The organism is Actinoplanes utahensis (assembly GCF_016862455.1).
GTDB lineage: Bacteria > Actinomycetota > Actinomycetes > Mycobacteriales > Micromonosporaceae > Actinoplanes > Actinoplanes utahensis.
This window is the reverse complement of sequence record NZ_BOMZ01000113.1, coordinates 46,356-73,223: the sequence shown is the minus strand read 5'-3', so window position 1 is coordinate 73,223 and position 26,868 is coordinate 46,356. Positions and strand designations below refer to the sequence as shown.

Below are 26,868 nucleotides of genomic sequence, written 5' to 3'. Positions count from 1 at the left end.
CCCTTCCCCGTGTGGAGTTCGGCCGCCATGGGTGCGGCGACTCCCCACGCGGGGCTCGGGGTCAGCGGAGCAGCAGGAATGCCGTCAGGGCGAGGATCAGGGCGGCGATCACCGCGAGGGCGACCGGGCCGGCGGCTCGCCAGATCACGCTCTTCCGCGAAGCGTCCGAAGCGTCCGAAGCGTCCGGCGCGCCCGGGGTGTCCGGGGCGGGCCGCGGCGGCGTGGTGAAGCCGAGCCGGCCGGGGACCGCGTCGACCGGGTGCATGGTGGAGGGCCCGGTCGGCGCCCCGGGGGACGGCGACGTCAGCGTGAACGGGCGGGCGACCGGCGGCCCGGCGTGCTGGGTCACGTAGAGCGGCGGGTTGTTGTCCGGGACGACCGTGTGCGGGCCGGGCGCCGCCGGGCCGCTGGGCGGGATCGGCGGGAAGTATCCGTTCGGCGGCGGGGTCGGTGTCCCGCCCGGCTGGATGTGGTCGGTCCACTGCCGGCCGTCCCACCAGCGTTGCGCCGGCAGGCCGCTCGGATCGGCGTACCATCCGGCGGGCTGCGTCATGGCGTGCTCCTTACGTCGGCCGAGGCGGATCCACGAGACAGAACCTGGGTGCCTGATCGGCCGGGCACGCGTGAAGTTGAGGGTTCCCGCCCGCCGGGGGCTGTTCGGCGGGCGGGACGTTCCTCAGGAGCGGGTGATCGACAGGTTGTCGACGGCCGCTTCGACGAGCGAGGCGGTTCCGGCGTCGGCCGCCTCCACCTGGAGGCGGATCGTCTGCCCGGCGTACGCCGAGAGGTTCGCCGTGGCGGTGGTCCAGGCGGCCGCCTTGTTGGCCGCCGACGCCGTCTGGCTGAGCACCGTCGTCGTGGTCGTCCCGGACACCACCCGTACCCGCAGGTAGTCGGCGTTGGTGGCGTTGTTGAGGTGCGCGAGGTACCACGACAGGTTCAGGGTCAGGGTGCCGGTGGGCAGCGTGATCGCCGGCGAGGTGATCGTGCTGATCCCGCCGTCCAGGTCGTTGGCGCCCGCGCTGGATCCGGCGGTGGCCCCGGTCACCAGGGCGTAGGTGCCGCCGGCCGTGGTCCCGAGCTGGGTGGTGACGCCGGAGCTGGTGGTGGCGGCCGGGTCGCCGCGCTCGAACCGGCCGGAGGTGGCGGTGTCGGCCGTGCCGGCGGTCCAGCCGGTCGCGGTCTCCAGGCCGTCGGACCAGACGGTGGTGCCGGGCGGCGTGGTGGTGCCGCCGTCGGCGAGCGTCCACACGGCGTGCGCGATGGCGTCGGAGTTGCGGTCCAGCGCGGTGTCGTTGATGTTCGCGGTGGTGTCGCAGGACGCGTGGTAGCAGGGGTCGAAGCGGCCGGTCGTGCCGCCCCAGAGCTGGACCTGCGCGGACGTCTTGGTGCCTTCGGCGCCGGTGAAGATGCCGCCCGCCGGGATCCCGGCGGCGATGAACGGGCCGTAGTCGCTGCGCCCGTCGAAGTCGGTGCCGCGGGTCGGCACGCCGATCGACGTGAAGTAGCCGGCCAGGGTCGCCTCGATCTGCGCCGAGCCGGCCGGGCCGGGGCCCGCGCCGGTGCCGTCGGAGTTGTCGCCGTCGTAGAGGAAGTAGCCGGGGTTCGGCGAGCCGATCATGTCGAAGTTGAGGTAGCCGCCGATGTCCGCCTTCTGGGCCGCGGTCAGCGAGTTGACGTACGCCGTCGAACCGCGCAGACCCAGCTCCTCCGCGCCCCACCAGGCGAACCGCAGATGCCGGTCCGGCTGGAAGCCGGAGCGGGCGACCTGGAGCGCGACCTCGAGGATGCCCGCCGAGCCGGAACCGTTGTCGTTGATGCCCGGGCCGACGGCGACGCTGTCCAGGTGCCCGCCGATCATCAGGGTGTCGGTGGTGTCACCGCCGGGCCAGTCGGCGATCAGGTTGTAGCCGGTCGCGCCGCCGTAGGTGAACGACTGCTGCCTGGTGGTGAACCCGGCCGCGTCGAGCAGGCCCTTCACGTAGGTGACCGAGGCCAGGTAGCCGGGCCGGCCGTGGGCCCGGTTGCCGCCGTTGGCGGTGGCGATGCTCTGGAGCTGGGCGAGGTGCGCCTTGACGTTGGCGACCGGGATGTCCGGCGCCGCGGCCGCGGCCTGCGCCTGCACCGGGCTCGCGGCGCCGAGGACGGCTACCAGCGCCGCCGCGCCGATGAGCGGGAGTGCTCGCACGGGTTCTCCTCTGCGAGAAAACGGGGGAACGGATCGCCCGAGCATCGCATTGACGAACGTCCACCCGTCCATATCAATCGGTACCTACCGCCATGGATGTGAGGCATGTGCATGGGTTGATGGCTAGGCTGCGAAGGATCGTTCCCGGCTCGGGCCGGTCGCCACCGCGACCGGAACGGCCGGAGGAACGGCTCGACAACGGAAGGCAAGGGATGCGAAAAATCCTGGCGGCCACCATCGCCGCATCCGTCGGTCTGCTGATCGGCGCCGGGGTGGTCCCGGTCGCGGCTTCGGCCGCGCCGAAGGCGCCCGGTTACACCCCACCACCGATCGACTGGGGCACCTGCACCCGGGCCAGCCTGCAGGCTCGCGGCGCCCAGTGCGGTTTCCTGGTGGTCCCGCTCGACTACGCCAAGCCCGGCGGCACCAAGATCAAGATCGCGGTGTCCCGGATCAAGCACAAGTCGAGCGACGCCGATTACCAGGGCGTCATGCTCACCAACCCGGGCGGCCCCGGCGGTTCCGGGCTGGGCCTGCCGGTGCTCGGCGAGTTCGTGCCGGACGGCGCCGGCGGCTACTACGACTGGATCGGCTTCGACCCGCGCGGCGTCGGCTCCAGCGTGCCCGCGCTGACCTGCGACCCGAATTACGCCGGCTACAACCGGCCCTTCTACGTGCCGGTCACCCGCCAGCTCGAGAAGACCTGGCTGGCGAAGGCGAAGGGGTACGCGGAGGCCTGTGACTCCGCCGGTGGGGCGCTGCTCGACCACCTCAAGACCACCGACACCGTCGCGGACATGGAGAGCCTGCGCAAGGCCCTCGGCGCTGAGAAGATCAACTACTACGGCTTCTCGTACGGCACCTACCTCGGCCAGGTCTACGCCACCCAGCACCCGGAGCGGGTCCGCCGGTTCGTGTTCGACGGCGTGGTCAACCCCGAGCGGGTCTGGTACAAGGCCAACCTGGACCAGGACATCCAGTTCGACCAGAACATGGACGTCTACTTCGGCTGGATCGCGAAGTACGACTCGGTCTACCACCTCGGCAAGACGGCCAAGGAGGTGGAGCGCAAGTACTACGCGACGCTCTACTCGCTGATCAAGAACCCGGCCGCCGGGAAGATCGGCCCGGACGAGTGGAACGACGTCTTCGTCCAGGCCGGCTACTACGTGTACGGCTGGGAGGACGTCGCCTCGGCGTTCTCCGCCTGGGTCAACGAGAAGGACGCCGCCCCGCTGCTGGAGCTCTACGGCACGCCCGGCGCGCCCGGCTCCGACAACGGGTACGCCGTCTACCTCGGCGTCCAGTGCACCGACGTGCAGTGGCCGACGCGGTGGTCGACCTGGCAGCGGGACAACTGGGCGGTCCACTTCCGGGCACCGTTCATGACCTGGAACAACGCCTGGTACAACGCGCCCTGCATCAACTGGGGCGCCAAGGCCGGCAAGCCGGTCGAGATCAACGGCAAGAAGGTTCCGCCGATCCTGCTGATCAGTGAGACCGAGGACGCGGCCACGCCGTACGAGGGCGCGCTCGAGGTCCGTCAGCGGTTCCCGAAGTCCGTGCTGATCGAGGGCGTCGGCGGCACCACCCACTCCGGTTCGCTCAACGGCGTGGCGTGCACCGACGACACCATCGCCGCCTACCTGGCCACCGGCGCCCTGCCGGACCGGGTCCGCGGCAACCGTTCCGACAAGCAGTGTGAGCCCAACCCGCAGCCGGACCCGACCGCTGTCACGACCTTCAAGGCCGGTGGCGCCGACGAGGTCCGTGCGGAGATCGGACCGCGCTGACGACACGGCCCGGGCGGTGCGTACACCGCCCGGGCCGTGCGTCTCACCGTTCGGCGTTCTTCTTCGCCGCCTGGATCTGTTCGTAGACCCGGGTACGCAACGCGATGAACCGGGGGTCGGCCCGTGTGGTGAGCTGATCCCGGTCGGCCGGCAGGTCGATGAGCAGCTCGTCCTGCACCACCGTCGGTGACGAGGACAGCATCACCACCCGCTGTCCCAGATAGACCGACTCGTCGATGTCGTGGGTGACGAACAGGATCGTCACCCCCAGCCGTTTCCACAGCTCGCGAACCAGGTCCTCCAGATCGGCGCGGGTCTGCGCGTCGACCGCCGCGAACGGCTCGTCCATCAGCAGCGTCCGCGGCTCGTACGCGACCGCGCGGGCGATCGCCACCCGCTGCTGCATGCCGCCGGACAGCTGCCACGGGTACGCCGCCGCGGACCCGGTCAGCCCGACCGCGTCCAGCGACTGCTCGATGAGCTCCTGCCGGCGCCTCTTCGGCACCTTCTTCTGCTTGAGCGGCAGTTCCACGTTGTCGCGCACGTTCATCCAGGGGAACAGGCTGCGCCCGTACTCCTGGAAGACCACCGCCATGCCCTCCGGCGGTCCGTCGACCGCCTTCCCGTCGACCCGCACGTCGCCGGCGGTCGGCGCGAGCAGGCCGGCCAGGCAGCGCAGCAGAGTGGTCTTGCCGCAGCCGGACGGGCCGACCAGGCAGACCAGATCGCCGTTCTCCACGGTGAACGTGAGATCGCGGAGCGCCTCCACCTCACGACTCCCGGACTGGTAGACCTTCCGCAGGCCCTTCACTTCCAGCATCGTCGTGCTCCCTCCAGCTGAAAAACCGTTGAAGATCTACGGCCGGGCCGCTGTCGAGAAGACCACTCGACAACGACCTAGCTGAAAAACCGTTGAAGATCTACGGCCGGGCCGCTGTCGAGAAGACCACTCGACAACGACCTAGCTGAAAAACTGTCGAAGATCTACGGGCCTAGCTCGAACGCTGCGCCGCGCGCAGGCCCTCGTACCACCGCAACGCCCGCCGCTCGGCGAGCCGGAAAAGCAGCGACAGCACGAAGCCGAGCAGGCCGAGCAGGATGATCCCGCTCCACATCTCCGGGATCGCGAAGCTGCGCTGGAACTGCACGATGGTGAAGCCGAGGCCGTTGCTGGCCGCGAACATCTCGCTGATCACCATCAGGATGATCGCGATGGACAGCGCCTGGCGCAGTCCGGCCGCGATCTGCGGGCTCGCCGACGGCAGGACGACGCGCGTGATCCGGGCGGTTCCGTTCACCCCGTACGAGCGTGCGGTGTCCAGGACCACGCTGTCCACCGCGCGGACGCCCTCCACCGTGTTGAGCAGGATCGGCCAGATGCACCCGAAGACGATGACGATCACCTTCATGGTGTCGCCGATGCCCGCGAACAGCATGATCACCGGGACCAGGACGGGCGGCGGGATGGCCCGGAAGAACTCCAGGACCGGTTCCATGACGGCCCGCAGCCGCCGGTTCAGGCCGATCGCCACGCCCGCGCCGACGCCGATCAGGGCGGCCAGCGCGAAACCGGCGAACAGCCGCAGCAGGCTGGGCAGAACCTCGGCCTCGAGCTGCGTCGGCGTCCAGGTGGTCCGGAACGCCGCCAGGATCTTCGACAGCGGGGGAGAGTAGTAGGACTCGCTGCCGGCACTGAGCACCCACCACGCCCCGAAGAGCACGGCCGGAAGAGCAAGAGCGAGAACGACCTTCTTGAGTACGTTCATCAGACTGTGCCTTCCCGGGCATGCGCTCGCGGCCCTTGCTTCGCTGCGGTGCACTCGCTCATGCTGTGCCTTCCCGGGCATGCCCTCGCGGCCCTTGCTTCGCTGCGGTGCACTCGCTCATGCCGATACCTCGCCACGGACCGACTGGTGCCAGGCGAGCAGGCGGCGCTCGCCGGTACGAGCCAGCAGGTTGATCAGCACGCCGAGCACGCCGGTGACGACGATCAGCGCGTACATGGTGGGCACCGCCTCGGACGCCTGCGCGACCGCGATCTCCTTGCCCAGGCCGGGCGACCCGATCACCAGTTCGGCGGTGATCGCCAGGACCAGGGCCACCGACGCGGCGAGCCGGACACCGGTGAACACGTACGGCAGGGCGGTCGGCCAGAGCACGTGCCGGATCCGGGCCCACGCGGAGAACCGGAAACTGCGGGCCGTCTCGAAGGCGACCGGGTCGACGTCCGCGACCCCGTACAGCACCTGCACCAGCACCTGCCAGAACGCGGCGTAGCAGACCAGCAGCAGGGTGGAGCCCAGATCGGTGCCGTAGAGCAGCACGGCGAGGGGGATCAGCGCCACCGACGGGATCGGACGCAGGAACTCCACCGTCGAGGCGGTCAGCGCCCGCAGCGCCGGCACCGACCCGATCACGAGGCCGGCCAGCACCCCGGCCGCGACCGCGATGGCCAGGCCGAGCGCCCACGCGACAAGCGTGTCGGACAGCGCCGTCCAGAACGCTCCGCTGGCGGCCTCCTCGGCCAGGGCGGCCATGATCCGGCTGGCCGGCGGCAGGAACCGCTCGTCGACCAGGCCCAGCCGCGGCATCAGTTCGATGATGAGGAGCAACCCGGCCAGGCCGGCGACACCGAGGAGCACGGTGTCACCGGCCGGGTTGCCGCGACGGGCGGTCGTCACGGGAGGAGCTTCTCCAGGTCCGGCGCCTTGGTGAAGATGCCGTCCTTGGCGCCCAGGTCGGCGATGGTCTGCACGGAGGCCTCGTTGATCTGGGTCGGCCACTTCGGCAGGACCACCGCGGCGCGCAGCTTCTCGTCGATCTTGGTGTAGGTGCCGAGGATCGCGCGCACCTCGTCCGGGTGGGCGTCGGCGTACGTCAGCGACTCGTGGATCGCCTCGGTGAACCGCTTGACCAGGTCGGGGTCGTCGGCGAGCAGCTTCTGCGAGGTGAAGTAGGCGGCGACGGTCAGGTTCGGCGCGGCGTCGACGTAGGTGGAGGCGACCTCACGGCCACCGGCGGCCTTGATCGCGGACAGCTGCGGTTCGACCACCCAGGCCGCGTCGACCTGGCCCTCCGCGAGCGCCGCCGGCATGGCCGGGAACCCCATCTCGACGAAGTTCAGCGACGCCGGGTCGCCGCCGGCCTTGCGCACCGACTCGCGGGTGACGGTGTCGCCGATGTTCTTCAGCGTGTTCACCGAGATCTTCTTGCCGGTCAGGTCCTTGGCGGTCTTGATCGCGCTGTCGCCCTTCACGACGACGGCGCCGAAGTCCTTGCCGGCCTCGCCGGTCGAGGCCACCCCGGCGGCGATCGCCTTGATCGGGATGTCCTTGGACTGGGCGATCATCAGCGAGGTCAGGTTGCTGAAGCCGAACTGGAACTGGTTGTTGGAGACACCCGGGACGATCGCCGCGCCGCCCTGCCCGGCCTCGAGGGTCAGCTCGATGTTCCGGTTCTTGAAGAAGCCCTTCGACTGGCCCAGGTAGATCGGGGCCACATCGATGATCGGGATGACGCCGACCTTGACCTGGTCCACGCCGCCCTCCGAGCCCGAGTCCCCCGACGAACCACAGGCCGTCAGGGAGCCGGCGAGCACGGCCGCCGTCAGCCCCGCGAGTAGACGCCGCATATTTACTCCTTCGAAATGTGTGCGCATGACGAACGTGAGTTCTCATCAAGAACGCTATGATGTGCCCCGTGTCACGTCAACGATCTGGGTCGATCATCTGATGCCGCGCGAACCGTACTACGTCCAGTCGCTGGAACGGGGACTCGCGGTGATCCGGGCGTTCGACGCTCATCACTCCCAGCTCACCCTCAGCGACGTGGCCCGGGCCTGCGGTCTCACCCGCGCGGCGGCCCGCCGGTTCCTGCTCACGCTGACCGACCTGGGCTACGTGCGCACCGACGGCCGGCTGTTCTCGCTGGCCCCGCGGGTCCTCGAGCTGGGGTACTCGTACCTCTCCAGCCTGTCCCTGCCGGAGGTCGCCGAACCGCACCTGGAGCGCCTCGTCGCGGCGGTGCGCGAGTCCTCGTCGATGTCGGTGCTCGACGGGGACGACATCGTCTACGTCGCCCGTGTCCCGACGACCAGGATCATGCGCGTCGCGATCAACGTCGGCACCCGATTCCCGGCATACCCCACATCGATGGGCCGAGTCCTGCTCGCCGGCCTGCCCGAGGCGGACCTGGCCGGCTACCTCGGCCGGGCCGCGCTGGAGCCGCTCACCGACCGCACCCTGCGCACCGCGGACGCGCTGCGCGCCGAACTCGACCAGGTCCGCGTGCAGGGCCACGCGGTCGTCGACCAGGAACTCGAAGAAGGGCTGCGAGCCATCGCCGCGCCGATCCGCGACCGGACCGGGCGGGTCACCGCAGCCGTCAACATCTCCGTGCACGCGGCCCGCGCCACCGTCGCCGACATGCGCGACCGGCTGCTCCCGCCGCTGCTGGCGGCCACCGCCGCGATCGAGGCCGACCTGCGGATCGCGACGGGACGCCGGACCGTGTGACGTCTCAGGCGGCGCGGACGCTGTCCTGGTCGTGGTGCAGATGCCGCGAACCCGGGATGCGTTTGGCGGCGTACATCGCGGTGTCCGCCCGGCGCAGCAGACCCGCCGCCGGACCGCACGCGATGCCGATGCTCGCCCGGATGTGCAGCTTCCGGTCCCCGACCGGCACCGGATCGTGCAACCCGGCCACCACCCGGTCGGCGACCGCCGCCGCCTCCGCGCAGCTGGTGCCCGGCAGCAGCAGCACGAACTCGTCGCCGCCCAGCCGGGCCGCGGTGTCGCCGGGCCGGACCGCCGCGGTCAGCGCCGCGCCCACCCGGGTCAGCAGCAGATCGCCCGCCTCGTGCCCGTACGTGTCGTTGACCGCCTTGAACCCGTCCAGGTCCAGCAGCGCGACATGCGCGTCACCGTCGTCGCACAGCCCGTCGAGGCGGCGCTGGAACAGCGCCCGGTTCGCCAGCCCGGTCAGCGCGTCGTGCGAGGCCTGATGATCGAGCCGGGCCAGCAGCCGGCTGTTGTCGCGCAGCGCCGTCATCTGCCGGAACGCCACCATCCCGGTCAGCGCCACCGCGGTGAACGCCACCGCCACCAGATCCTCGTCGTCCCGCCACGCACTGACCAGCAGCAGCGCGTCGACCGCCGCCACCGCCGCGTACGGCAGCACGCTGTAGGGCCGCCTGGCGGACTTCGCCCGCGGCGCCGGGGCGCGCCACTGCGCCTCCGCGGCCCGCGCCGCCAGCAGGTAGATCAGCGGCAGATACAGCTGCGCCATGAACAGCCGCTCGTCGGCCGCCGCCGCCAGCGGCTGCAGCATCGGCGTCAGGGTGCCGACCAGCACACACACCGCGAGCATCCGCAGCCCCCGGGCGTCGATCGCGGAGTAGTCCGCGATCACCGCCTTCGCCAGCGCGAACACGCTCAGGATCGCCAGCACCGACAGCCCCAGCGAGGCCAGCAACTCCGGCGTCACCCCGGCGGCCAGCGCCTGCCGGGTGCCGAAGTGCCAGATGAAGACCGCCGCCGCGAGGGCCACGATGCCGGAGTCCAGCGCCACGCGTGCGCCGGCGCCCGGCCGGCCGTCCCCGACGGGCAGGCGGATCAGCGCATGGATCAGGCAGACCAGGGCGAGACCATCGAAGACCAACATCCAAGGCCCGGTGTACGAGGTACGCACTCCCGGATGCGCCAGGACATCGGCCGCCTGCGCCGTCTGACCCGCCGCCACCAGCACCGGGACCGGCGTCACGTGCCGCCAGAACCGCCGGGTCGGGCCCGGCAGCGCCACATTGCGCGACACCGACCAGAACGCCACCGACACCAGCGGCCCGCTGACCGGGATCGTCGCCCACAACAGCCATGCCGGTCCGGCCGGGTGCACCACGGTGACCGCGAACAACGCCGACGCCACCATGAAGAGCGCCAGGCAGGCCCGGGACGCCAGCCGCCTGTTCCAGTCCACGATCTCCCACTCCCCACCGAAACCGTCGGACAGCCAGATCGGCGGAACCCCGCGAAACTTGAGTGCTCAAATTCCAGCGGTCGCGGCCGAAAGGTCGGACGTGCGGTCGAGATGGATGATCTGGCTGGGATCCGGGCTGGGCGCGGCGATGGTCTACGCCATGCTGCCGTACGGATGGGCGTCCGTCGTCGTCTCCACGCTCTTCTCCGCCGGATCATGCGCCGTGATGGTCGCCGGCGCCCGGCGGCACCGCCCGCCCGCCGCCGGATACTGGTACCTCTTCGCCGCCGGCGTCGCCACCTGGGTCGCCGGCGACGTCCTCTACGCCGTCCAGGCGCTGACCGGCGACCTGTCCTACCCGTCCTGGGCCGACGCCTTCTACCTGGGCGCCTACCCGATGCTGACGATCGCCCTCTTCCGCCTCACCCGGGAACGGTTCCTCGAACGCGGCGTCCTCGACTCGGCGATCATCGCCGTCGGCCTCGGCATCGTCTACTGGACGTTCCTGATCGAGCCGATCCTCGCCGACACCGGCGTCCCCCTGCTCACCCGGCTCGTCACCGCCGGATATCCCACCAGCGGCGTGCTGCTCTGCGCCGTCATCGTGCCGATCCTGCTCCGGCGCGGGCCGCGCAGCCCCAGCCTGTGGCTGCTCACCGCGGGCAGCGCGCTCACCCTCGCCGGCAACACCGCATACACCCTGCTGCCCACCCTGCTGCCACCCACCCTGCTGTACGCCGGGTACCTGCTGGCGTACGCCTGCTGGGCCGCCGCTGCCGCCCACCCGTCGGCGGCGCAGCCGGTCAGCGGCGACCGCGACACCCTCGGCCGCAGCCGCCTGCTCGTCCTCACCGCCTCCACCCTGCTGGTCCCCGCCATCCTGCTGGTCCAGGGCGAACGCGGCGGCGACCGGATGAGCTGGGAGGCGGTCGCCGTCGGCTCGATGGCCCTGTTCGTGCTCGTCGCCACCCGCATGCACGGCTACATCTCCCGCGTCGACAGCCAGGCCCGCCAACTGCGCGACCTGGCCATGCGCGACGACCTCACCGGCCTGCCCAACCGCCGCGACCTCGAACACCGCGCCGCCGCCGCGGTCGCCACCGCCCCCTGCCACCTCATCATGATCGACCTGGCCGGCTTCAAACACGTCAACGACCGGCTCGGCCGCTCCGTCGGCGACCAGGCCCTGATCGCCGTGGCCGCCCTGCTGCGCCAGAACATCCGCCACGGCGACGTGGCCGCCCGCATGGGCGCCGACGAGTTCGCCGTCCTCGCCTGCGACACCCTTCCCGACGACGGTTCGGCCCTCGCCACCCGTCTGCTGGAGGTGCTGCGCCACCCGGTTCACGCCGGCGAACACGAACTCCTCCTCACCGCCCGCCTCGGCGTCGCCTTCTCACCGTCCCCCACCGCCGCGTCCCCCTCCGCGCCGTCCTCCTCCACTCCCGCCGTACCGTCCCGGGTCTCCGCCTCTCCGTCCTCTCCCGCCGTCTTCTCCAGTTCCGCCGTTCCTCCTGCCGCCTCCTCCGGCTCCGCCGTTTCTTCTGCCGCCTGCTCTGCCGCCGCCGAACTGGTGCGGCGGGCGGACACGGCCCGGTACGCGGCCAAAGCGACCGGCGGGCAGATCGTCGAATACACGCCCGAACTGGACGAACGTGCCGAGGCGGTGGAACGGCTCGGCGCCGACCTGCGGCACAGCCTCGACGACGGCGACTTCCACGTCGTCTACCAGCCGATCATCGACCTCCGCGACGGCACGACGGTCGCGGTCGAAGCCCTGGTGCGGTGGAATCATCCGGTACGCGGCCCGGTCAGCCCCGTCGCGTTCATCCCCGCCGCCGAGGACAACGGCCTCATCGTCGAACTGGGGGAGTGGGTGATGCGTACCTCCTGCACACAGCTGGCCACCTGGCGCCGCGACCTGGGCCCGGACGCCCCGCGCTACATCAGCGTCAACGTGTCCCCCCGCCAGCTGAGCGAACCCGGCTTCCCCGCCGTCGTCACCGCCATCCTCGCCGACACCGGCCTGACCCCCGCCGACCTGCTGGTCGAGGTCACCGAAACCGCCATCTTCGGCGGCGGCACCGCCATCGAGGCCGTCGAGTCCCTGCACGACGCCGGAATCCGGATCGCCCTCGACGACTTCGGCACCGGCCACTCATCCCTGGGCCTGCTCCGCACCGTCCCCGTCGACGTCCTCAAGGTCGACAAATCCTTCGTCGACGAGATCACCGCCCCGGCCGGCCGTGCCGTCATCGTCGACGCCCTCATCCACGTGGCCGACGGCCTCGGCCTCCGCGCCGTCGCCGAAGGCGTCGAGACCGCCGACCAGGCCGCCTACCTGCGCGACCTCGGCTACCACTACGCCCAGGGCTACCACTTCGGCAAACCGACCCCGGCCCCCGACTTCACCACCCGGCACGCCGTCCCCGCCACCCGCTAGACCCGCCGAACCCTGCCGCGCTGCTCATCGGAGAGCCGCGGCGGCTTCCGCGCCCAGGTGTCCGTGCCACAGGTCTCGCAGTACAGGCGAGCTTCGATCAGCTCACCCTCCCGTTCGACGTACGCCACCTCGATCAGGCCACCGTCCCCCTCCGGACAGCTCACCACCCGATCCGGATCGACCAGCTTCCCACTAGCCGTTCCGACCCACTCGACGAACGCCCTACGTTCCATCAGCTCCACCGGATCCTCTGGAGCCACCGGCGGATCGCGGCGACATCGCCCGGATGGAGGTCTTCCAGCGTCGCGAGCCATGCCGCATACCGGGGAAGATACGAGGACCTGTCGGGCTCTCTCGCCGCAAAGGTGTCCAGCGCGTCCTCTCCCGTGGTCGAGGAGACCAACACTGAACCGTCAAGCGAGAGGAATCGGAATTCCGGCCGGCACCAGGCACTGCCGAGCAGTGCGGCCGCGCCCGTCCCCATGATGTCCCAGTCCTCCTGCAGTTCCACGCAGAGCCACTCCGACGGCCCGTCTTCGCCCGGCAGGTAGGCCATGAGGAAACGCGGATCCGTTTCGCTGAAGAGACCGGTTTCGAGCGAGATCCGGTACCAGTCCGAGTTCGCCTTGCCGTGCAGCAGCGGATCGGTGAAGTACGTCGCCGCCCAAGCCCAGCGTTCCTCCACCGGATAACTGGGCGCCTGCGCTGTCACGAGCGCAGGAATGACCGCACCGGGTCCGTCGTAGTCATCCAGCAGCACAAGTCCCGCGGCTCGGAGCGCATTCCGGGTATCCGGTTTCAAGGAAGATCTCCAGCACGCCCATGTCGACGGCCCGGCCCAGCCCTCGAACCCGTGCGCCGATCAGCGCACCACGAACGGCTTCCACATCGACCATGGACAGTATTCCGCTCGCCTTCGTCATCCCTCAACGTAGTCGAGCCAGTCGCGTATCTTGGCGGCATCCTCCGGATGGAGATACTCGTCCGACACGAGCCCACTGGCGAACAGGCGAAAAATCTCTGAACGGTTCGGATCTTTCACGAGGAAAATATCGATCGTCGTTTGGTTGGTCGTGCCGCAGGCCAGCACCGACCCATCCATCGCAAGCATGCGGAATTCCGGGCAGCCGGATCTGCTTCCGAGCGTGCCGGCGGCACCCTTTCCCACGATGTCCCACGGATTTTGCAGTTCGACGCAGATCCATCGTGAGGGCTCGTCTTCGCCTGCCTGATGGGCTAGTAGAAAACGTCGGTCGGTCGCGAGGAAGAGGCCTGCCTCGATCGACATCCGATACCAGTCGGCATTCGCTTTCTCGACCAATTGCGGATCCGTGGTATCCAGTGTCGATTCGCTCCAGCGTTCCTCAGCCGGACAACTCGGCGCCTGGCCGGTCAACAACGCCGGAACAAGCGTCCCTGAGCCGTTGTACTCCCCCAAGACGGTAAGACCTGCGACAGCGAGGTCCTCCTCGATGCCCACTTTGTCAGCTCCAATCCGACGGTGGCGCCACGTAGCGTTGCGGGAGTTTGGCATACCCATACTCCGTGATGACGTTGTAATTGTGATCAAGGACGAAGCCGACGACGCCGTCGCTGCGGACGAGCACGCGGGTCAACGTCGTCGGGGATTTGGCGCCCGTGAAGATGGTCGCGCGATGCCACGGACTGCTCGTGTTTTTGGCTCTATACCAATCGGGCTGGCCTGCGCTGATCCGTTGTCTGGTAACGCCGCTCTCGATCTTGTTCACTGTCTCGTGAACTTCCCTCGGGATCTCCGCCCACGCCCGATGTGCGGCTTCGCTGCGTTCGTCCACCACCTTCGGGTGGTAGGGGTCCCTCTCGAACGCCGGCGAGATCGCCTCCGGCCAGACCTCGGCCGGTTCCTCGGATGGTTTGGCCTTGGATTTCTTGCCCTCGGGTTCGGCGGCGATGAAAGGGGCGTCGCCGGTGTTGAGGGGGCGGTGGCGGGCCTGGCCGTCGACCGTGATGGCGTCCATGCGGACCAGGTCGGAGGACATGGCCTGGCCGGTGTGGGTCTGGAAAGGGTGATCCGGCTGGAGTTGGCGGGTCTGCGGGTCGGCGTAGAGGATCTCGCCGTCCTTGTTGACGATGGCGATCGAGTGGGTACGGCCGGCCATGTCCTGGGTCTTGACGAAGGCGAACGCGCCGGGACCCAGGCCGAGCAGGTGGTTCTTGAGCCGGTTGTGGGCCTGCTGCACCTTTTCCCGGGCCAGTTGCGGGTCGTGCAGGCCGACGTCGACCAGGCCCTCGAACTTGCCGCCGGCGATCTTCTCCATCCGGGCGGTGACGCCCTTCTCGGCGCCCATCGGCAGGTTCGGGTCGCCGTGGTGGAAGCCGTCGAAGGTGCGGGCGGCGGCGACCCGGGGGCGGGCGTGCATCCACGTCTCGTAGAAGGCCAGCACGTTGTCGCCGCAGTTGTTCGAGCGGGTCGGGTCGGCTTCCGCGCCGCCGTCGTTCTGCAGGCCGAACCAGTCGCCCTCGCGCGGGTCGGCGTGCCGGACGAAGTTCCCGTTCTCGTCGCGAGGCACGGCGCGTTCCAGGTCGAGCTGGTGGATCGCCAGCGGCTGGCGCAGGCCGCCGCGCTCGTTGTAGCGGCGGGTGGTCTCGATCGGCGGCGGAACGTCGTCGCCGGTCAGCGCGGAACGGTCGTCGCTCTGGACCGGACCGAACGCGAGTTCGCCGAGGTCGCTGTTGGCCTCGTCCCAGTCGGTGAAGTGGAGCGGCACGTCGCCGATGTCGCCGAACCCGTTCTCGAAGGCCCGGGCCTTGTCGTCGAGCTCGTCGGCCAGGCGCAGCGCGGTGTCGATCTCTCTGGCCCAGTAGTCGGCGTAACGCTGGTCGCCCTCGTCCGCGGCCTTCCGGAGCGGGACCGTGAGGTTCTCGGCCTCCTGCCGCCGGTACCCGGCGCTCTTGCGCAGGTCGGCGCAGTACCGTTCGCGCGCACGGTCGGCGATCCGCTGGCGGACGTGCCGGAGGTGCACTCCGTACTCCTCGCGGGCCGTTCGTTCCGCGCGGTCCTGCTCCGCATCGACCGTCGGCTCCGGGGCGGGCTTGTCCGTCGCCGCGAGGTCGACGTCGTCCGCGTCCCGCGGCTGCGGATCTTGCGGAGCGGTGTCCTGCGGCGTGCTGTCCTGCGGCCCCACGTCCCGGGGCGTGCTGTCCTGCGGCGGACTCGGGTCGACGTCCACCGGAAGGTCCATGGTCAGCGGATTCAGAACCGCGAAGGGGTCGACATCCCGGCGTCGCAGCGGCGCCGGCGGCGTGGGCGATTTCTCCTCGGTACGGGGTGAGCTGTCCCGCACCGGCTCCGGTTCCGTCGTCGGACCGTCGGTCGCGATGTCGACCGTCGGCTCCGGTTCCGTCGATTCCGTTTCCTGAACCGGCTCCGGTTCCGGTTCCGGCCGCGGGTCCGGATCCGGGGCGGGTTCTGGTTGCGGCTGCGGTTCCGGGTCCGGTTCCGGGTGGGGGGTGGGTTCCGGTTCCGGTTGCGGGCCCGGCTCGGGTTCGATGTCAACAGTCGGCGACGGCTGCGTGTCCACTGACGGCTGCGTCTGCACCGTGTCCTGGGGCGTGACCGGAGGCTGCGGCTGCGGGTTGACCGGAGGCTGCGGCTGTACGGTGACGGGCGGCTGCGGGTTGACGGGCGGCTGCGGGGTGACCGGGCCCGGCGGCGCGGGCGGGGGCGGATGCGGCTGGTTCGCCTGCTGCAGCGCCTGGAGCTGTTGCTGCTGGTAGGCCAGTGGAGGCGGCGGGGGCGGCGTGCCTTTGTGACCGTAGAACCGGGAGCCCTGCGTGTTCGGGATGGACATCGGGTTGCCCTGCCCGTCGACCATCAGGGCGTTGAGCTGGACGACGTTGGAGCCGGTGGCCGGGTTGCCGTCGTGGCCGTACAGGAACGGGTTGGGGCTCTTGTTGCCGCCGTTCGCCTCGGCGTACGTGGCCATCTGCGGATCTAGGAAGATGATCGTGCCGTGGTAGTTGACGGCGTTCCACGCGTGGGCGCTGTTGTTCTGCCAGATGTTGACGATGACCGCGGTGGAGCCGTGGCCGCCCATCAGCAGGGTGTCGACGATCTGCTGGAAACCGTGGTCGATGTACGCCTTCGCCTGGGCGCCGGGCATGCCCCGGACGTCGGGTGCGGCCTCGGTGAACCGGCTGCCGGTGACGAGTTCGGCACGCAGGTCGCCGTCCTGCTCGCCGAGGTGCCCGTCCTTGCGGCCGAACAGGTACGAGTCGAAGGTTCGCGGGGCGCCCACCGTCGGGCGGCCGTGGAAGAACGTCTCGAAGAACGACAGGGCCACGTCGAGACAGTTGACGCCGCGGGTGGGGTCGGCGCTCGGGCCGCCGTCGTTCATGAACCGCAGCAGCGGGCCGCGCGGGTCCGGCGTACGTTCCGGTTTGCCGTTCTTCCACGGTACGGCCCATTCGAGGTCCAGCTGGTGCTGGGCGAGCGGCATCCGGAGCCCGCCGCGGACGCCGTATTTGCGCAGGGTACGGGCGCTCGGCGGATGGGTGCTGCCGGTCAGCGCCGACTGCTCGGTGCTGTGGATCGGCTGGTCGGAGACGGCCGCGCCGCCGTCCCAGTTCGCCCGCTGGAACTCGGCCGGCGCGGTGAGCTGACGCGCCGGGCTGTTGCGCAGCCTGTTCCGTTCCACGGACTCGGTGAAGGACCGGCGCCGCCACGCGTCCCGTTCCTGGTTGCGGTAGTGGGCCTCCAGACCCAGGTGGTGACTGCGCGCGTTCCAGTCCTGTGCCCGGGTGGCCAGGTCGGCGTCGTACTGGGCCTGCCGTTGCAGTTGCTGGAGGCGGACGATGGCCGCGTCGTGCTGCCGCAGGGTCCGGTTGACGAGGTCGTCCTCGACGGCCTGCTTGTTCTGCGGGAACTGGTTGAAGTACGCGCGTTCGGCCTGGTCGTCGGTGTGCGTACGCCACGGCAGGCTCGGCGGGATCGGGGACGTGCCGGGGGCCGGCTGACCGTTCTGCCCGGCGTCCGGCCGTCCCTGATCGGTCGCCGGCTGAACCGGGGTCGTCGTGGACGGAGTCTGCGGCGTGCCACTGGTGGTGTCCGGCGACGTCTTCGACGGCGCCGCCGTGTTCGAGGCGGCGGTAGTGGGCGCTGTACTCGACGTAGTGGTGGGAGTGGTGCTGGGCGCCGTGGTGGACGGCGTGCCGGTGGACGTCGTGCCGGCAGCGGTGGTGCTGGGACTGGTGCTCGGCCCCGTGGTGGGACTGGTGGTGCTGGGGGGAGTGCTGGGGGTGGGAGTGCTGGTGGTCGGGCTGCTCACGTTCGCCGTCGTGGGCGTGGCCAGACTCTGCGGAGCGGTGACGCTGGGGGTGCTCGTGGCCGGGCCGCCGCCGGTGAGCGGGGCGTTGAGGTTGAGCGGCCCACCGTTGCCGTTGTTCGGAGCGAACGCCATCGGCGCGTTGCCGGAGGTGTTGCCGCCCGGCGTCGTGCTGACCGACGGGGATCCCGTCGAGGTGGGGCTGACGCCCGGCCCGCTGCCGGTACCACCCTGCGCGGGCGCATCGGTGGGCGGCGCGTACGAGGAGAGGCTGACATCGCTGGACGACGGCGTGTGACCGCCCGTGAACGCCGAAGAAGAAGACGGCGAGTACGAGGACGAGCCGTTCGAGACCGCGGCCCCGGTGTCGTGCGATCCACCGCCCGCCGAGGAGGAGACGGCAGGCGAGGACGAACCGGCGGACGAGGACACGGCACCGGAGGAGGAGACCGGGGAGGACGAGCCGGCGGAGGAGGAACCGGCTGAGGTCGAGGCGGCGGAGGACGCGCCATCGGAGTAGGCGGCGGCGCTGAAGGAGGAACCGCCGGAGGAGGAATCGCCGGACGAGGACGTCCCACCGGAATACGACGAACCACCGGAAGACGACGAACCGCCCGAGGACGACGACCCACCGGAATAGCCGGAACCGTCACGGGAGGAGAAGGAGGAGGAGGAAGGAGAGGAGGAGGCGGGAGAAGAGGACGACGAGGAGCCGGAAGAGTCCGACGAGGAGCCGGAGGATCCCGACGACGAGCCGGAGGAGCCTGACGACGAGCTCGAGGAGTCGCCGGCCAGGCTGTTCAGGGCGCTGCTCCCGTGCGTACCGGAAGAGGAAGTCGACGGAGCCCCGGCCGACGCGGAAGCGGAGGTGGCGGGCAGATCGCCGACGTTCAGGTTGCCCAGGTCTTTGAAGTCCTGGTTGGTGTTGCTGATCGCGGTGCCGCTGGCGCCGGACGTCGCCGCCTTGCCGAGGTCCTCCCAGCTGGGCATCTCGCCGCCGAAGGCGACACCGGCGGCCCCGCCGCCGAGTTCGCCGAGGACTTCCGCCCCCGCGCCGCGGAAGAGGCCGCCCCGCCCGTTGGCGCCGATGCCCGCGCCGGACGCGGCGAACCCTCCGGCCGCGCCTTGGATGCCCGCTTTGCCGAGGTCGGTGACGCTGAAGTCGTCATGCCCGGCCGCGTGCTGGTACCCCTGGACGGCGGCGTTGGTGAGCAGCTCCTCCTTCGCCTCGTCCTTGGCCTCCTTGAGGCCGTTCTTGGCGAGGTTCTTCAGGCCGGCCTTGGTGGTGACCTGCTTGAGGGCGTTCCTTCCGGCCTGCTTGAGGGCCTGTTTCGCCGCTTTCTCGGCGAGCTCCCTCATCAGCTTCTTGAAGATCTGCTGGATGGCGAACCGGGTCGCCGTGATCAGCCCGGCGGCGGCCGGTGACGCGGCGCCGAGGGTGAGCACGACGGTGATGCCCAGGCCGATCAGCTCGCCGACGAAGATGCCCAGTTCGATCCAGGCCTCGAGTTTCGCCGCCTCGATGTCGGCGCCGACCTCCTTGACCAGGTTGCCCATCTCGTCGGCGAACGCGACCAGCGCGTTCAGCGGCGCTTCCGCGTCGTTACGGGCGCCGAGATCGTTCCAGGCCTTGATGAAGGCGTCGATGGTGGTGCCGCTGCCGCCGTACGCCGCGATGATCGTGTCGGCGGCGGCCGCGGCGTCCTGCTGCGGCACCTTCACGGCGGCGCCCAGGTCGTACCAGAGGTCGGCGAGGTCCCAGACGAGTTTCTCGTTGCCCTCGGGCCAGTCGAAGCCGACCACCCATTCCAGGGCCTCGTACGCCCAGCCGGGCATGTCCCAGGGCGAGAACTCGAACGGATGCGGGATCGGGGTCGGGAGGAAGGACATGGATCAGAGCCGGTACGCCTGGTCGACGGTCTGCCCGGCGCGCGCGTCGGCGTCCATGTTGTCCTGGACCGACGCGACCACCGCCTCGCCCAGTCCTTCGACGTAGGTGGCGATCGTGCCGAACGCCTGCACGAACTGCTCCAGCTGGGGCCCGTAGCCCTCCTGGAACTTGGCGCCGATGTTGTCGCGTCCCCATGGCTGGGCCAGGCTGGCCGCGTTGATCGCGGCCACCGGGCCCTGGTGGAGGCTGGTCAGCTCCTGGCCGGCGGCGGTCATGTCCCGGCCGCCCATGGTGGCCCGGGTGGAGTCGAGGTAGAGCTCACTCATCGCGGGCACCACCCTCACGCATGATCCGGTCCTGCCGTTCGAGGAGGCCGCCGAAGTCGTTGTCGCGCATGAACCGGGCCGCGCTGGAGTCGGCCGGCAGGTACTCGCCGACCATCGACTGCACCTGCTCGGTGGTCTGGGCGACGGCCTTCTCCACCGTGCGCAGGACGGTGCGGGCCAGCTCGTCGGGGTCGCCGCGGCGGTAGATCTCCCGGTCGAACCTGAGGCCGGTCAGCTGGCCGCGGGCGCCGACGGTGACGCGGACCGTGCCGTCCGGGGACTCGGCCGTCACCGACAGCCGGGCGAGACGCTCCTGGATGTCGTCCAGGCCGGTGCGCAGGCGCTGGTACTGCGACACCACGTCGTCGAAACGGGCGCGCAGCGCATGGTTCACGTCGCGGTCTGCCTGTCTGCTCACGGTGGTCTCCCCGAGGACGCGCGAATTGACGGGAGCAACCTACCAGCCGGGATCAATGCGAGCCTGTCCCCAACGGTGTGGGCTGATGCCTTTAAGCTCGCGGGGCGAAGGCGACGGACCGAAGGGGGCGGCTGAGGATGATCACGCTGGCCGAGGCGGAGCGGATCGCCGCGGGCTGGGCACGCCGCCAGTCGATGCGGCGGGGCTACGAGTGCGCGCCCCGGGTCGACGAGCTGGCGCTCGGTTACGCGGTGTGGATGCAGTTGCCGTCGACCGCCCGCCCGGAGATCGGCGAGGACGTGACCACGGTCATCGACCGGGAGACCGGCCGCCTGTCGTACTGGCCGCCGTCGGCGCCGGAGGAGCTGGACCGGAGGTACACCGAGCTGCGCGACACGGCCGTCGGCGTGCACCGGACCTCCGATCCGATCGTCGAGCTGCGCCGCGACGCGCGCCGCAGGGCCAGCCCCACCGTCTCCGCGCATCTCACGCTGGGTGGCAGGCTGTACCGGGCCCGGGGCGCCAAGGGCGACCAGGTACTGCGCCACCATCCGCTGGTCGCGGCCCGGCTGGCCCGTCTCGGGCCGCGGATGACGGTTCGCGGCGCGAACCGGCACGCCGAGCTTCTGATGGTCTCCGACGTGCTGTACGAGGCCGAGAAGGACCGGGCGTCCCTGACCCACGACGACGCCCGTGCCCTGCTGAGCCGGGCGGCTTTCGAGACGTTCCACGTCCGGGAGACCGGCGACTGGCTCGGCGGCCGGCCCGCGCACCTGTGCGCCACCTGCTGGAACGTGCTGGCAGCGCTCGGCGTCCGGGTCGACCCGGAGGAGCGTCCGCTCTTCCTGATGGAGCCCCGCGCGCTGGATCCCGAGCCGGGCCGGTTCCCGCCGGAGGTGGCGCGGGAGCTCGCTGCCGGGGGCTGGGATCCGGCCACCCGGGCGGAGCGGACCGAGGGCGCCCGGAGGATGCAGGAGGCCGCCGAGGGGATACCGGGTCAGCAGTTCCGGCAGGAACGCTTCCCGGCGCTGGCGGCGGCCGAGGAGTTCCACGGAGTGACGTCGTACCGGAGCTCGCCCGGCGCGGCCCAGCTGGTCCGGCCGTTCGACATCGGCTCCCCGGACGGCACGTTGTACCTGGCCGACCCGCTGCACGAACTGGGCGAGCTGGTCGGGGCGCGGATGTTCCCGCTGGGCCGGGAGGGCCGCGCCGAGGGAGTCCTGGCGATCGACGAGCGCGGCCGCGTGTTCGCCCTGGACCAGGGCGGCGAGTGGTTCCTCGGGCAGACTCTGGACGAGGCGCTGGTCGCGCTGGTCACGGGACTGCCGGCGGCCCGCGTCCGGGACGACGGCACATGGTGACGCACACCCCTGGCAGGAGGACCCGACGGTGATCACTCGTGTGGACGTGGACGCGAGCGCGGCGGCCTGGGCGCGCGCGAAGTCCCTGGACTCCGGCCGGGCGCACCGGGCGACGGTCGAGGAGTTCGACCTGGGTTTCCTCGTGGTGATCGTCGCGGAGGACGTCACGGTGGCCCCGGAGCTGGGCACCGGTGTGACGGTGATCGACCGGGAGACCGGCCGGCTGTCGACCTGGCCGAACTGGCCGTCGGACGCGGTGCGGGCGAACTACCGGGAGAGGCGCGACGAGATCACCGGCCCGCCCCGGACCGCCGACCCCGAGGTTCAGCTGCGCCGGGAGGCCCGCCGCCGGGCCGCCCCGGGCATCGCGGCGCACGTCACCGCCGACGGCCGGGTCTACTCCGCCACCGGCGCCAAGGGCGACCAGAAGCTCGGCCACCACCGCCTGGTGCTGGAGCTGCTGGCCGGTCAGTCGCCGCAGGAGCGGGTGCGTGGCGGTGAGCGGCACGCCGAACTGATCGTGTGCTCCGACGTGCTGCACGACGTGGACCACCGGCGGGGCCTGGCCGGTCAGGCGCCGCTGACCGGTGACGAGGCGCGGCGGCTGTTCCTGGAGTCGGCGTTCGAGACGTTCCAGATCCACGCGCCCGGCGATCCGCTCGCCGGCCGGCCGAACGACCCGTGCGAGAGCTGCACCTTCGTGCTCACCCAGCTGTCGCTGATGCCGTGGGCGTCGACCGGGGCGCTGCACCACTTCCGCGCCCCGGACCGCCCGAACCCGGACCCGTCCCGGTTCTCCGACACCCTCGGCGCGGAACTGGCCGACGGCGGCCTGGTGACCGACCTGCCGCCGGAGCTGCGGGCGGCGGAGACCGACAGCCTGGTGCGTACGGTCGTCGCCGTCGAGGGCCAGGAGTTCCGGCACGAGGCGTTCCCGGCCGTGTTCGACGCCTACCGGCACACCGGCCCGATCGGGGTGGGCCGCCGGGCGCCGGGCGTCGACCAGCGTTCCCGGCTCTTCGAGATCTACTCGGTCAACGCCGCGCACACCGCCGACCTGCTGCACGAGTTCGGCGAGGTGATCGGGGCCCGGCTCTTCCCGCTCGGCCGGGTCAACAACGAGTCGGTGCTGGCCATCGACGAGCACGGCCGGATCTTCGACCTGGACCAGGCCGGCGAGTGGTTCGTCGCGAACTCCTATCTGGAGGCGCTGGAGACGCTCACCAACGGCAGACGGACCTATCGGGTCCGCGACGACGGCACCTGGGGCTGACCGACCGGGCGCCCGGGGGTGTCAGTCGCGCAGCAGCGGCAGCAGCTGATCGCCCTGGCGGCGGATCTCCGGCAGGTACGGGGTGTCGGAGAGCACGAAGTGCGTGACACCGAGGCTCTGGTACCGGCGCAGCGACTTCGCCACGTCCTCGGCCGACCCGACGAGCCAGGTGGTGCCGGCGCCACCACCACCGAACCTGCCGGGCGTGGTGTACAGGTTGTCGTCGAGGACCTCGCCGCGGGCCGCCAGGTCCAGCAGCCGCTGCTGGCCGACGGCTTCGCGGCGCTGAAGGTCACGGGCGGCGCCGGCGGCCCGGGCCATCTCGGCGACCTTCGCTTCGGCGTCGGTCCAGGCCTGCTCGGTGGTGTCCCGGACCAGGGTGGTGATGCGCAGGCCGAACTCCAGCGGCGGCAGGTCCCGGTCCAGGTCGTCGCTGAGGGTGCGGAGGCGGTCGATGCGCTCGGCGATGCCGTCGAGCGGCTCACCCCAGAACAACTGCACGTCGGCCTCGGTCGCGGCGACCCGTTCGGCGGCGGGTGAGGCGCCACCGAAATAGAGGCGGGGACCTGCGGCGTACGGCCGGGGCGCCACCGTGGAGTCGGTGACGCTGAAGTGCTTCCCGGCGTACGTCACGCGCTCCTCGGTCCACAGCCGGCGGGCGATCCGCATGAACTCGGCGGTGCGCCCGTACCGGTCGGCCTGGTGGTCCTCGCTGTCGCCGTACGCGGCCAGATCGTCCTTGCCGGACACGATGTTGACCAGCACCCGCCCGCCGGTGAGATGGTCCAGGGTGGCGGCCGCGGACGCGAAGTTCGCCGGCCGCCAGTATCCCGGCCGGATCGCGATCAGTGGCTTGAACGTGGTCGTCCGGGCGGCGAGCGCGGTGGCGACGGTGAACGTGTCGGGGCGGCCCCAGCCGGTGCCGATGAGCGCGCCGCCCCAGCCGTGCTCCTCCAGCGCGAGGGCCTGCCCGGTGAGCGTCGTCAGGCTGTTGTGGCCGGACACCACGTCGTCGCCGCGGTGTCCGGGTTGGACCTGGTTCGGGATGTACCAGAGGTATTCGCTGCTCACGAGAGGGCTCCTAGACAGCTCTCGACCGACGGCGCGGCCGTCATCGGTCTACAATTTCTATAGAAACTATAGGTAAATCGGGTTCAGGCGCCACGTGCAGGGCAGCGGCCTGGGCGAAGCGGTGAGCGCCTGGGTCACCGCCCGGCACTTCCACAAGATCGGATCGTGAGGGGGTACGCCCACCGCACGCGACCGTGACCGCGAGGGCATCGATCGCACTGTGATTGACTTGCGCTCATGGTCGCGCGCCCGTCCACCTCGGCCACCCGGCCGCACAACCGCAGGCAGCTCATCATCGAGGCGGCCGGCCAGGCGTTCAGCGAGCGCGGCTACCACGCCGCGTCCATGGAGGAGATCGCCGCCGCCGTGGGCATCAGCGCCGCCGCGCTGTACCGGCACTTCCCGAACAAGTACGCCCTGTTCGCCGAGTGCGCCAACGTGATGGCCGATCGCCTGGTCGCGGCGCTCGCCGAGTCGCCGCCGGGCGCCGCGCTGCCGGACGTGCTGGCCGCCCTGATCCGGGTCACCGTCGCGCACCGCGCCTCCGGCGGGCTGTACCGCTGGGAGGCCCGCTATCTGGAACGCGGGGACCGCCTGCGGCTGCGGGCGAAGTTCGAGCACGTGGTGGACCGGGTGACGGCCATGGTGGGCGACGAGCATCCGATGCCCGACGCGCGGCTGCGGGCGGTCGCCGCGCTCGGCGCGATCGGCTCGATCACCATGCACCACACCTCGATGGCCCAGCGCCGGATCGAGGACCTGCTGCGGGAGACGGCGCTGCGGGTCGCCGCGACCGATCCCACCGCCGGGCCGGGCAGCGCGCACCCGGCCGAACCGCCCGCCCAGCCGGTGCCGCGGACCAGGCGGGCGGAGATCCTGGCCGCGGCCGTCCCGCTGTTCGCCCGGGACGGGTTCGCCAGCGTCACGAACGGGCAGATCGCCCAGGCGGTCGGGCTCGCCCCGTCGGCGATCTACCGGCACTACCCGGGCAAGGTCGACATCCTGGTGGCCGCGTGCCTGCAGGCGGCCGGGCTGCTGGCCCAGGCCGTCGAGCGCAGCCTTTCGCAGGCGGCCGGGCCGCGGCAGGCGGTGACCGCGCTGACCACCGCGTACGTCGCCTACAAGTTCGAGCACAACGAGCTCAACAGCGTCGCCGAGGCCGAGATCGCCGGTCTGCCGGACCACCTGAAACGGCCCCTGATCTCGGCCCAGCGCGAGCACATCGCCCTCTGGGAGCAGCAGCTGCGGCTGGCTCACCCGGAACTCGATCCCCGGCAGGCCCGGCTGCTGGTGCACGCCGGGTTCGGTGTGGTGGTGGAGGTCGGGCGTGCCCTGCGCTGGCAGAACACGCCCGCCCACCGGGACGCCGTCACCGCCCTGGTCCTCGGCGCCCTTCGGTGTGCCGATCCCGGGCGCGCCTAGCGTCCGGGGCCCACGCGCGGCCGGCTCGCGGTTCAGGTTCCGGCGCGGTTGCCGGTCGGGATGGTGATCGGGGTGTACGTCGCCGAGGTCCCGTTGTTCAGGAAGAGCATCGCCAGCCCGCGGATGAACTGGTCGAAGAGGGAGAACGTGGTCGGGATGATCGGCGACAGACCCTCCCGGAACCGCACGTACGCCGGCCAGCCGACCTCGATGACCGTCCGCGAGGCGTAGTCGCGCGGCAGTTTCAGCCAGTCGCCGACCTTGTCACCGAGCAGGTACCGGGCGAACTCGCGCTGGAAGCCCCGGGTGACGCCCAGGTCGACCGCCGAGGTCAGGTTGAGCAGGACGTCGGCGAGGTCGATGCCTTCCGGGGTGGGCGCCATCAGCGGGGTGAGCGCGTACTGCGACTGTTCCTTCGCCGCCGCCCAGGTCGCCGGGATGAAGTCGTCGCGCACGCCGAGCAGGTGCAGCGCCACCTGCCACATGTGCAGGAACGCCTCCTCCTCGGCGGCCGACATCCGGATGCCCCACGACTTCAGCTTGCCGTGCACGAACGTACCGAGGCTGTGGAAGGTGATCAGGATGTCGCCGTTGCTGATCGGGATGAAGTCCTGGTCGTCGGTGACCGCCCGCCAGTGCGACGACTGCGGCAGCAGGTGCCGGACCGCGGCGTGGGTCAGGCGCGTCTTGTTCGACGTGACGACGAAGTGGCCGGTGGGTTTGAAGGCGTCGATGGCGCTCAGGTCGTACCCGTAGGTGAAGGTCTTGGCCGCCCGGGACTTCATCACGGCGCCGCCCTCGGACCAGTACACGTTGCGGGCCTCGCGCGGGATGACCGTGCTCATGATGCCGCTGCCCAGCCCGTACAGCAGGAACAGGTACATGCTCATCCGCTTGTTGAACTGCGCGGCCCGGTCCAGCTTGGCCTGGTCGGCCCAGGACGGCAGGGTGTTGTGCTGCCGCAGGTACGTGGTGAGCGCGGCCGGGATCCCGGCCGGCAGCGCGTCGCCGTTGTCGACCCACTTCTCGAACGCCTTGTTGACCGCCGGGACCTGTCCGCTCTTCAGCAGGTCGACGAGCAGCGGGTCGGTCGCGTCGTCCCACACCCTCCACGGGTCGCTGACCGTGTCCGTGCCCGCGATCGAGCCGGCCGAGGACCACGCCCACGCCTTCGACGGATCGGCGACGCTTGCCAGACCCAGCGCGGCGCCCAGGGTCAGAACGCCTCTTCGACTGAGATTTTGCATTCGCTTACCTACTTCCGGGACGGCGACTGAGCCGGTTACCTGCGGATCTCATAGTTTTCAGCGATGTGATTTCTCATTAACATAGCGGCGCCTCGGCCCATCGGCAAGGCTGGATGTGTGGCCTTCGGGGGCCGCGGCTACACGCGAGGCGGCGTGCCG

General features: G+C 70.7%; 21 protein-coding genes. 6 read left to right on the top strand and 15 right to left on the bottom strand.

Going from position 1 to position 26,868, the window contains the following annotated elements; translation table 11 throughout:
* Positions 1-61: 61 nt before the first annotated feature.
* Positions 62-553 carry a DUF2510 domain-containing protein gene (locus Aut01nite_RS40480; RefSeq protein ID WP_043532757.1) on the bottom strand — a complete coding sequence of 164 codons (492 nt, stop codon included), beginning with the start codon at positions 551-553 and terminating at the stop codon, positions 62-64.
* 123 nt (positions 554-676) lie between these two features.
* Positions 677-2,233, bottom strand: coding sequence for a M28 family metallopeptidase (locus tag Aut01nite_RS40475; protein WP_052164540.1), 1,557 nt, complete (start codon positions 2,231-2,233; stop codon positions 677-679).
* 167 nt (positions 2,234-2,400) lie between these two features.
* Here Aut01nite_RS40475 and Aut01nite_RS40470 point away from each other — a divergent pair, with 167 nt between their 5' ends.
* Positions 2,401-3,981 (top strand): alpha/beta hydrolase, encoded by a 1,581-nt coding sequence (locus tag Aut01nite_RS40470; RefSeq protein WP_043532761.1) that lies wholly within the window; start codon positions 2,401-2,403, stop codon positions 3,979-3,981.
* Positions 3,982-4,024: 43 nt separating this feature from the next.
* Here Aut01nite_RS40470 and Aut01nite_RS40465 read toward each other — a convergent pair whose 3' ends face one another.
* The 4 genes from Aut01nite_RS40465 to Aut01nite_RS40450 form a co-directional block, all read right to left on the bottom strand.
* On the bottom strand, positions 4,025-4,801 hold the full coding sequence (locus tag Aut01nite_RS40465; protein ID WP_043532764.1) for an ABC transporter ATP-binding protein: 777 nt from the start codon (positions 4,799-4,801) through the stop codon (positions 4,025-4,027).
* Between the two features lie 172 nt (positions 4,802-4,973).
* On the bottom strand, positions 4,974-5,747 hold the full coding sequence (locus Aut01nite_RS40460) for an ABC transporter permease (protein ID WP_043532767.1): 774 nt from the start codon (positions 5,745-5,747) through the stop codon (positions 4,974-4,976).
* A 117-nt stretch (positions 5,748-5,864) separates the two neighbouring features.
* Entirely contained in the window at positions 5,865-6,662 is a 798-nt protein-coding gene (locus Aut01nite_RS40455; RefSeq protein WP_201775643.1) for an ABC transporter permease, read from the bottom strand.
* Positions 6,659-7,612, bottom strand: a complete 954-nt coding sequence (locus Aut01nite_RS40450; RefSeq protein ID WP_043532768.1) for an ABC transporter substrate-binding protein — start codon at positions 7,610-7,612, stop codon at positions 6,659-6,661. The genes Aut01nite_RS40455 and Aut01nite_RS40450 overlap by 4 nt, the downstream gene beginning before the upstream one ends.
* 100 nt (positions 7,613-7,712) lie before the next feature.
* Here Aut01nite_RS40450 and Aut01nite_RS40445 point away from each other — a divergent pair, with 100 nt between their 5' ends.
* Positions 7,713-8,495, top strand: coding sequence for an IclR family transcriptional regulator domain-containing protein (locus Aut01nite_RS40445; RefSeq protein WP_043532826.1), 783 nt, complete (start codon positions 7,713-7,715; stop codon positions 8,493-8,495).
* A gap of 4 nt (positions 8,496-8,499) precedes the next feature.
* Here Aut01nite_RS40445 and Aut01nite_RS40440 read toward each other — a convergent pair whose 3' ends face one another.
* A complete protein-coding gene (locus tag Aut01nite_RS40440) occupies positions 8,500-9,954 on the bottom strand; it encodes a GGDEF domain-containing protein (RefSeq protein WP_052164534.1) in 1,455 nt (484 codons plus the stop codon).
* 115 nt (positions 9,955-10,069) lie between these two features.
* Here Aut01nite_RS40440 and Aut01nite_RS40435 point away from each other — a divergent pair, with 115 nt between their 5' ends.
* Positions 10,070-12,397: a putative bifunctional diguanylate cyclase/phosphodiesterase gene (locus tag Aut01nite_RS40435; RefSeq protein ID WP_043532770.1), complete on the top strand. Its 2,328-nt coding sequence runs from the start codon at positions 10,070-10,072 to the stop codon at positions 12,395-12,397.
* Here the strand turns inward: Aut01nite_RS40435 and Aut01nite_RS40430 are convergent.
* The 6 genes from Aut01nite_RS40430 to Aut01nite_RS40405 all read right to left on the bottom strand — a co-directional run bounded on the left by Aut01nite_RS40430 (position 12,394) and on the right by Aut01nite_RS40405 (position 20,335).
* Positions 12,394-12,630 (bottom strand): hypothetical protein, encoded by a 237-nt coding sequence (locus Aut01nite_RS40430; RefSeq protein WP_152629098.1) that lies wholly within the window; start codon positions 12,628-12,630, stop codon positions 12,394-12,396. The genes Aut01nite_RS40435 and Aut01nite_RS40430 overlap by 4 nt on opposite strands.
* Positions 12,630-13,157, bottom strand: coding sequence for a hypothetical protein (locus Aut01nite_RS40425; RefSeq protein ID WP_201775644.1), 528 nt, complete (start codon positions 13,155-13,157; stop codon positions 12,630-12,632). Before Aut01nite_RS40425 ends, Aut01nite_RS40430 begins: the two co-directional genes overlap by 1 nt.
* A gap of 159 nt (positions 13,158-13,316) precedes the next feature.
* Positions 13,317-13,877, bottom strand: coding sequence for a hypothetical protein (locus tag Aut01nite_RS40420; protein ID WP_052164535.1), 561 nt, complete (start codon positions 13,875-13,877; stop codon positions 13,317-13,319).
* Positions 13,878-13,881: 4 nt separating this feature from the next.
* On the bottom strand, positions 13,882-19,590 hold the full coding sequence (locus tag Aut01nite_RS44550) for a toxin glutamine deamidase domain-containing protein (RefSeq protein WP_043532780.1): 5,709 nt from the start codon (positions 19,588-19,590) through the stop codon (positions 13,882-13,884).
* Between the two features lie 3 nt (positions 19,591-19,593).
* A complete protein-coding gene (locus Aut01nite_RS40410) occupies positions 19,594-19,917 on the bottom strand; it encodes a hypothetical protein (protein WP_152629099.1) in 324 nt (107 codons plus the stop codon).
* Positions 19,910-20,335, bottom strand: a complete 426-nt coding sequence (locus Aut01nite_RS40405; RefSeq protein ID WP_043532783.1) for a YbaB/EbfC family nucleoid-associated protein — start codon at positions 20,333-20,335, stop codon at positions 19,910-19,912. The genes Aut01nite_RS40410 and Aut01nite_RS40405 overlap by 8 nt, the downstream gene beginning before the upstream one ends.
* Before the next feature lie 137 nt (positions 20,336-20,472).
* On the opposite strand from Aut01nite_RS40405, the gene Aut01nite_RS40400 reads away from it, so the two are divergent.
* Both Aut01nite_RS40400 and Aut01nite_RS40395 read left to right on the top strand, forming a co-directional pair.
* A complete protein-coding gene (locus Aut01nite_RS40400; RefSeq protein WP_052164536.1) occupies positions 20,473-21,696 on the top strand; it encodes an SUKH-3 domain-containing protein in 1,224 nt (407 codons plus the stop codon).
* A 28-nt stretch (positions 21,697-21,724) separates the two neighbouring features.
* On the top strand, positions 21,725-22,969 hold the full coding sequence (locus tag Aut01nite_RS40395) for an SUKH-3 domain-containing protein (protein WP_043532784.1): 1,245 nt from the start codon (positions 21,725-21,727) through the stop codon (positions 22,967-22,969).
* 21 nt (positions 22,970-22,990) lie between these two features.
* Here the strand turns inward: Aut01nite_RS40395 and Aut01nite_RS40390 are convergent, their stop codons facing one another.
* Positions 22,991-24,040, bottom strand: a complete 1,050-nt coding sequence (locus tag Aut01nite_RS40390; protein WP_043532785.1) for an LLM class flavin-dependent oxidoreductase — start codon at positions 24,038-24,040, stop codon at positions 22,991-22,993.
* Between the two features lie 237 nt (positions 24,041-24,277).
* Here Aut01nite_RS40390 and Aut01nite_RS40385 point away from each other — a divergent pair, with 237 nt between their 5' ends.
* On the top strand, positions 24,278-25,462 hold the full coding sequence (locus Aut01nite_RS40385) for a TetR/AcrR family transcriptional regulator (RefSeq protein WP_043532786.1): 1,185 nt from the start codon (positions 24,278-24,280) through the stop codon (positions 25,460-25,462).
* A 32-nt stretch (positions 25,463-25,494) separates the two neighbouring features.
* Here Aut01nite_RS40385 and Aut01nite_RS40380 read toward each other — a convergent pair whose 3' ends face one another.
* Positions 25,495-26,709: an oxygenase MpaB family protein gene (locus Aut01nite_RS40380; protein ID WP_043532787.1), complete on the bottom strand. Its 1,215-nt coding sequence runs from the start codon at positions 26,707-26,709 to the stop codon at positions 25,495-25,497.
* Positions 26,710-26,868 lie beyond the last annotated feature (159 nt).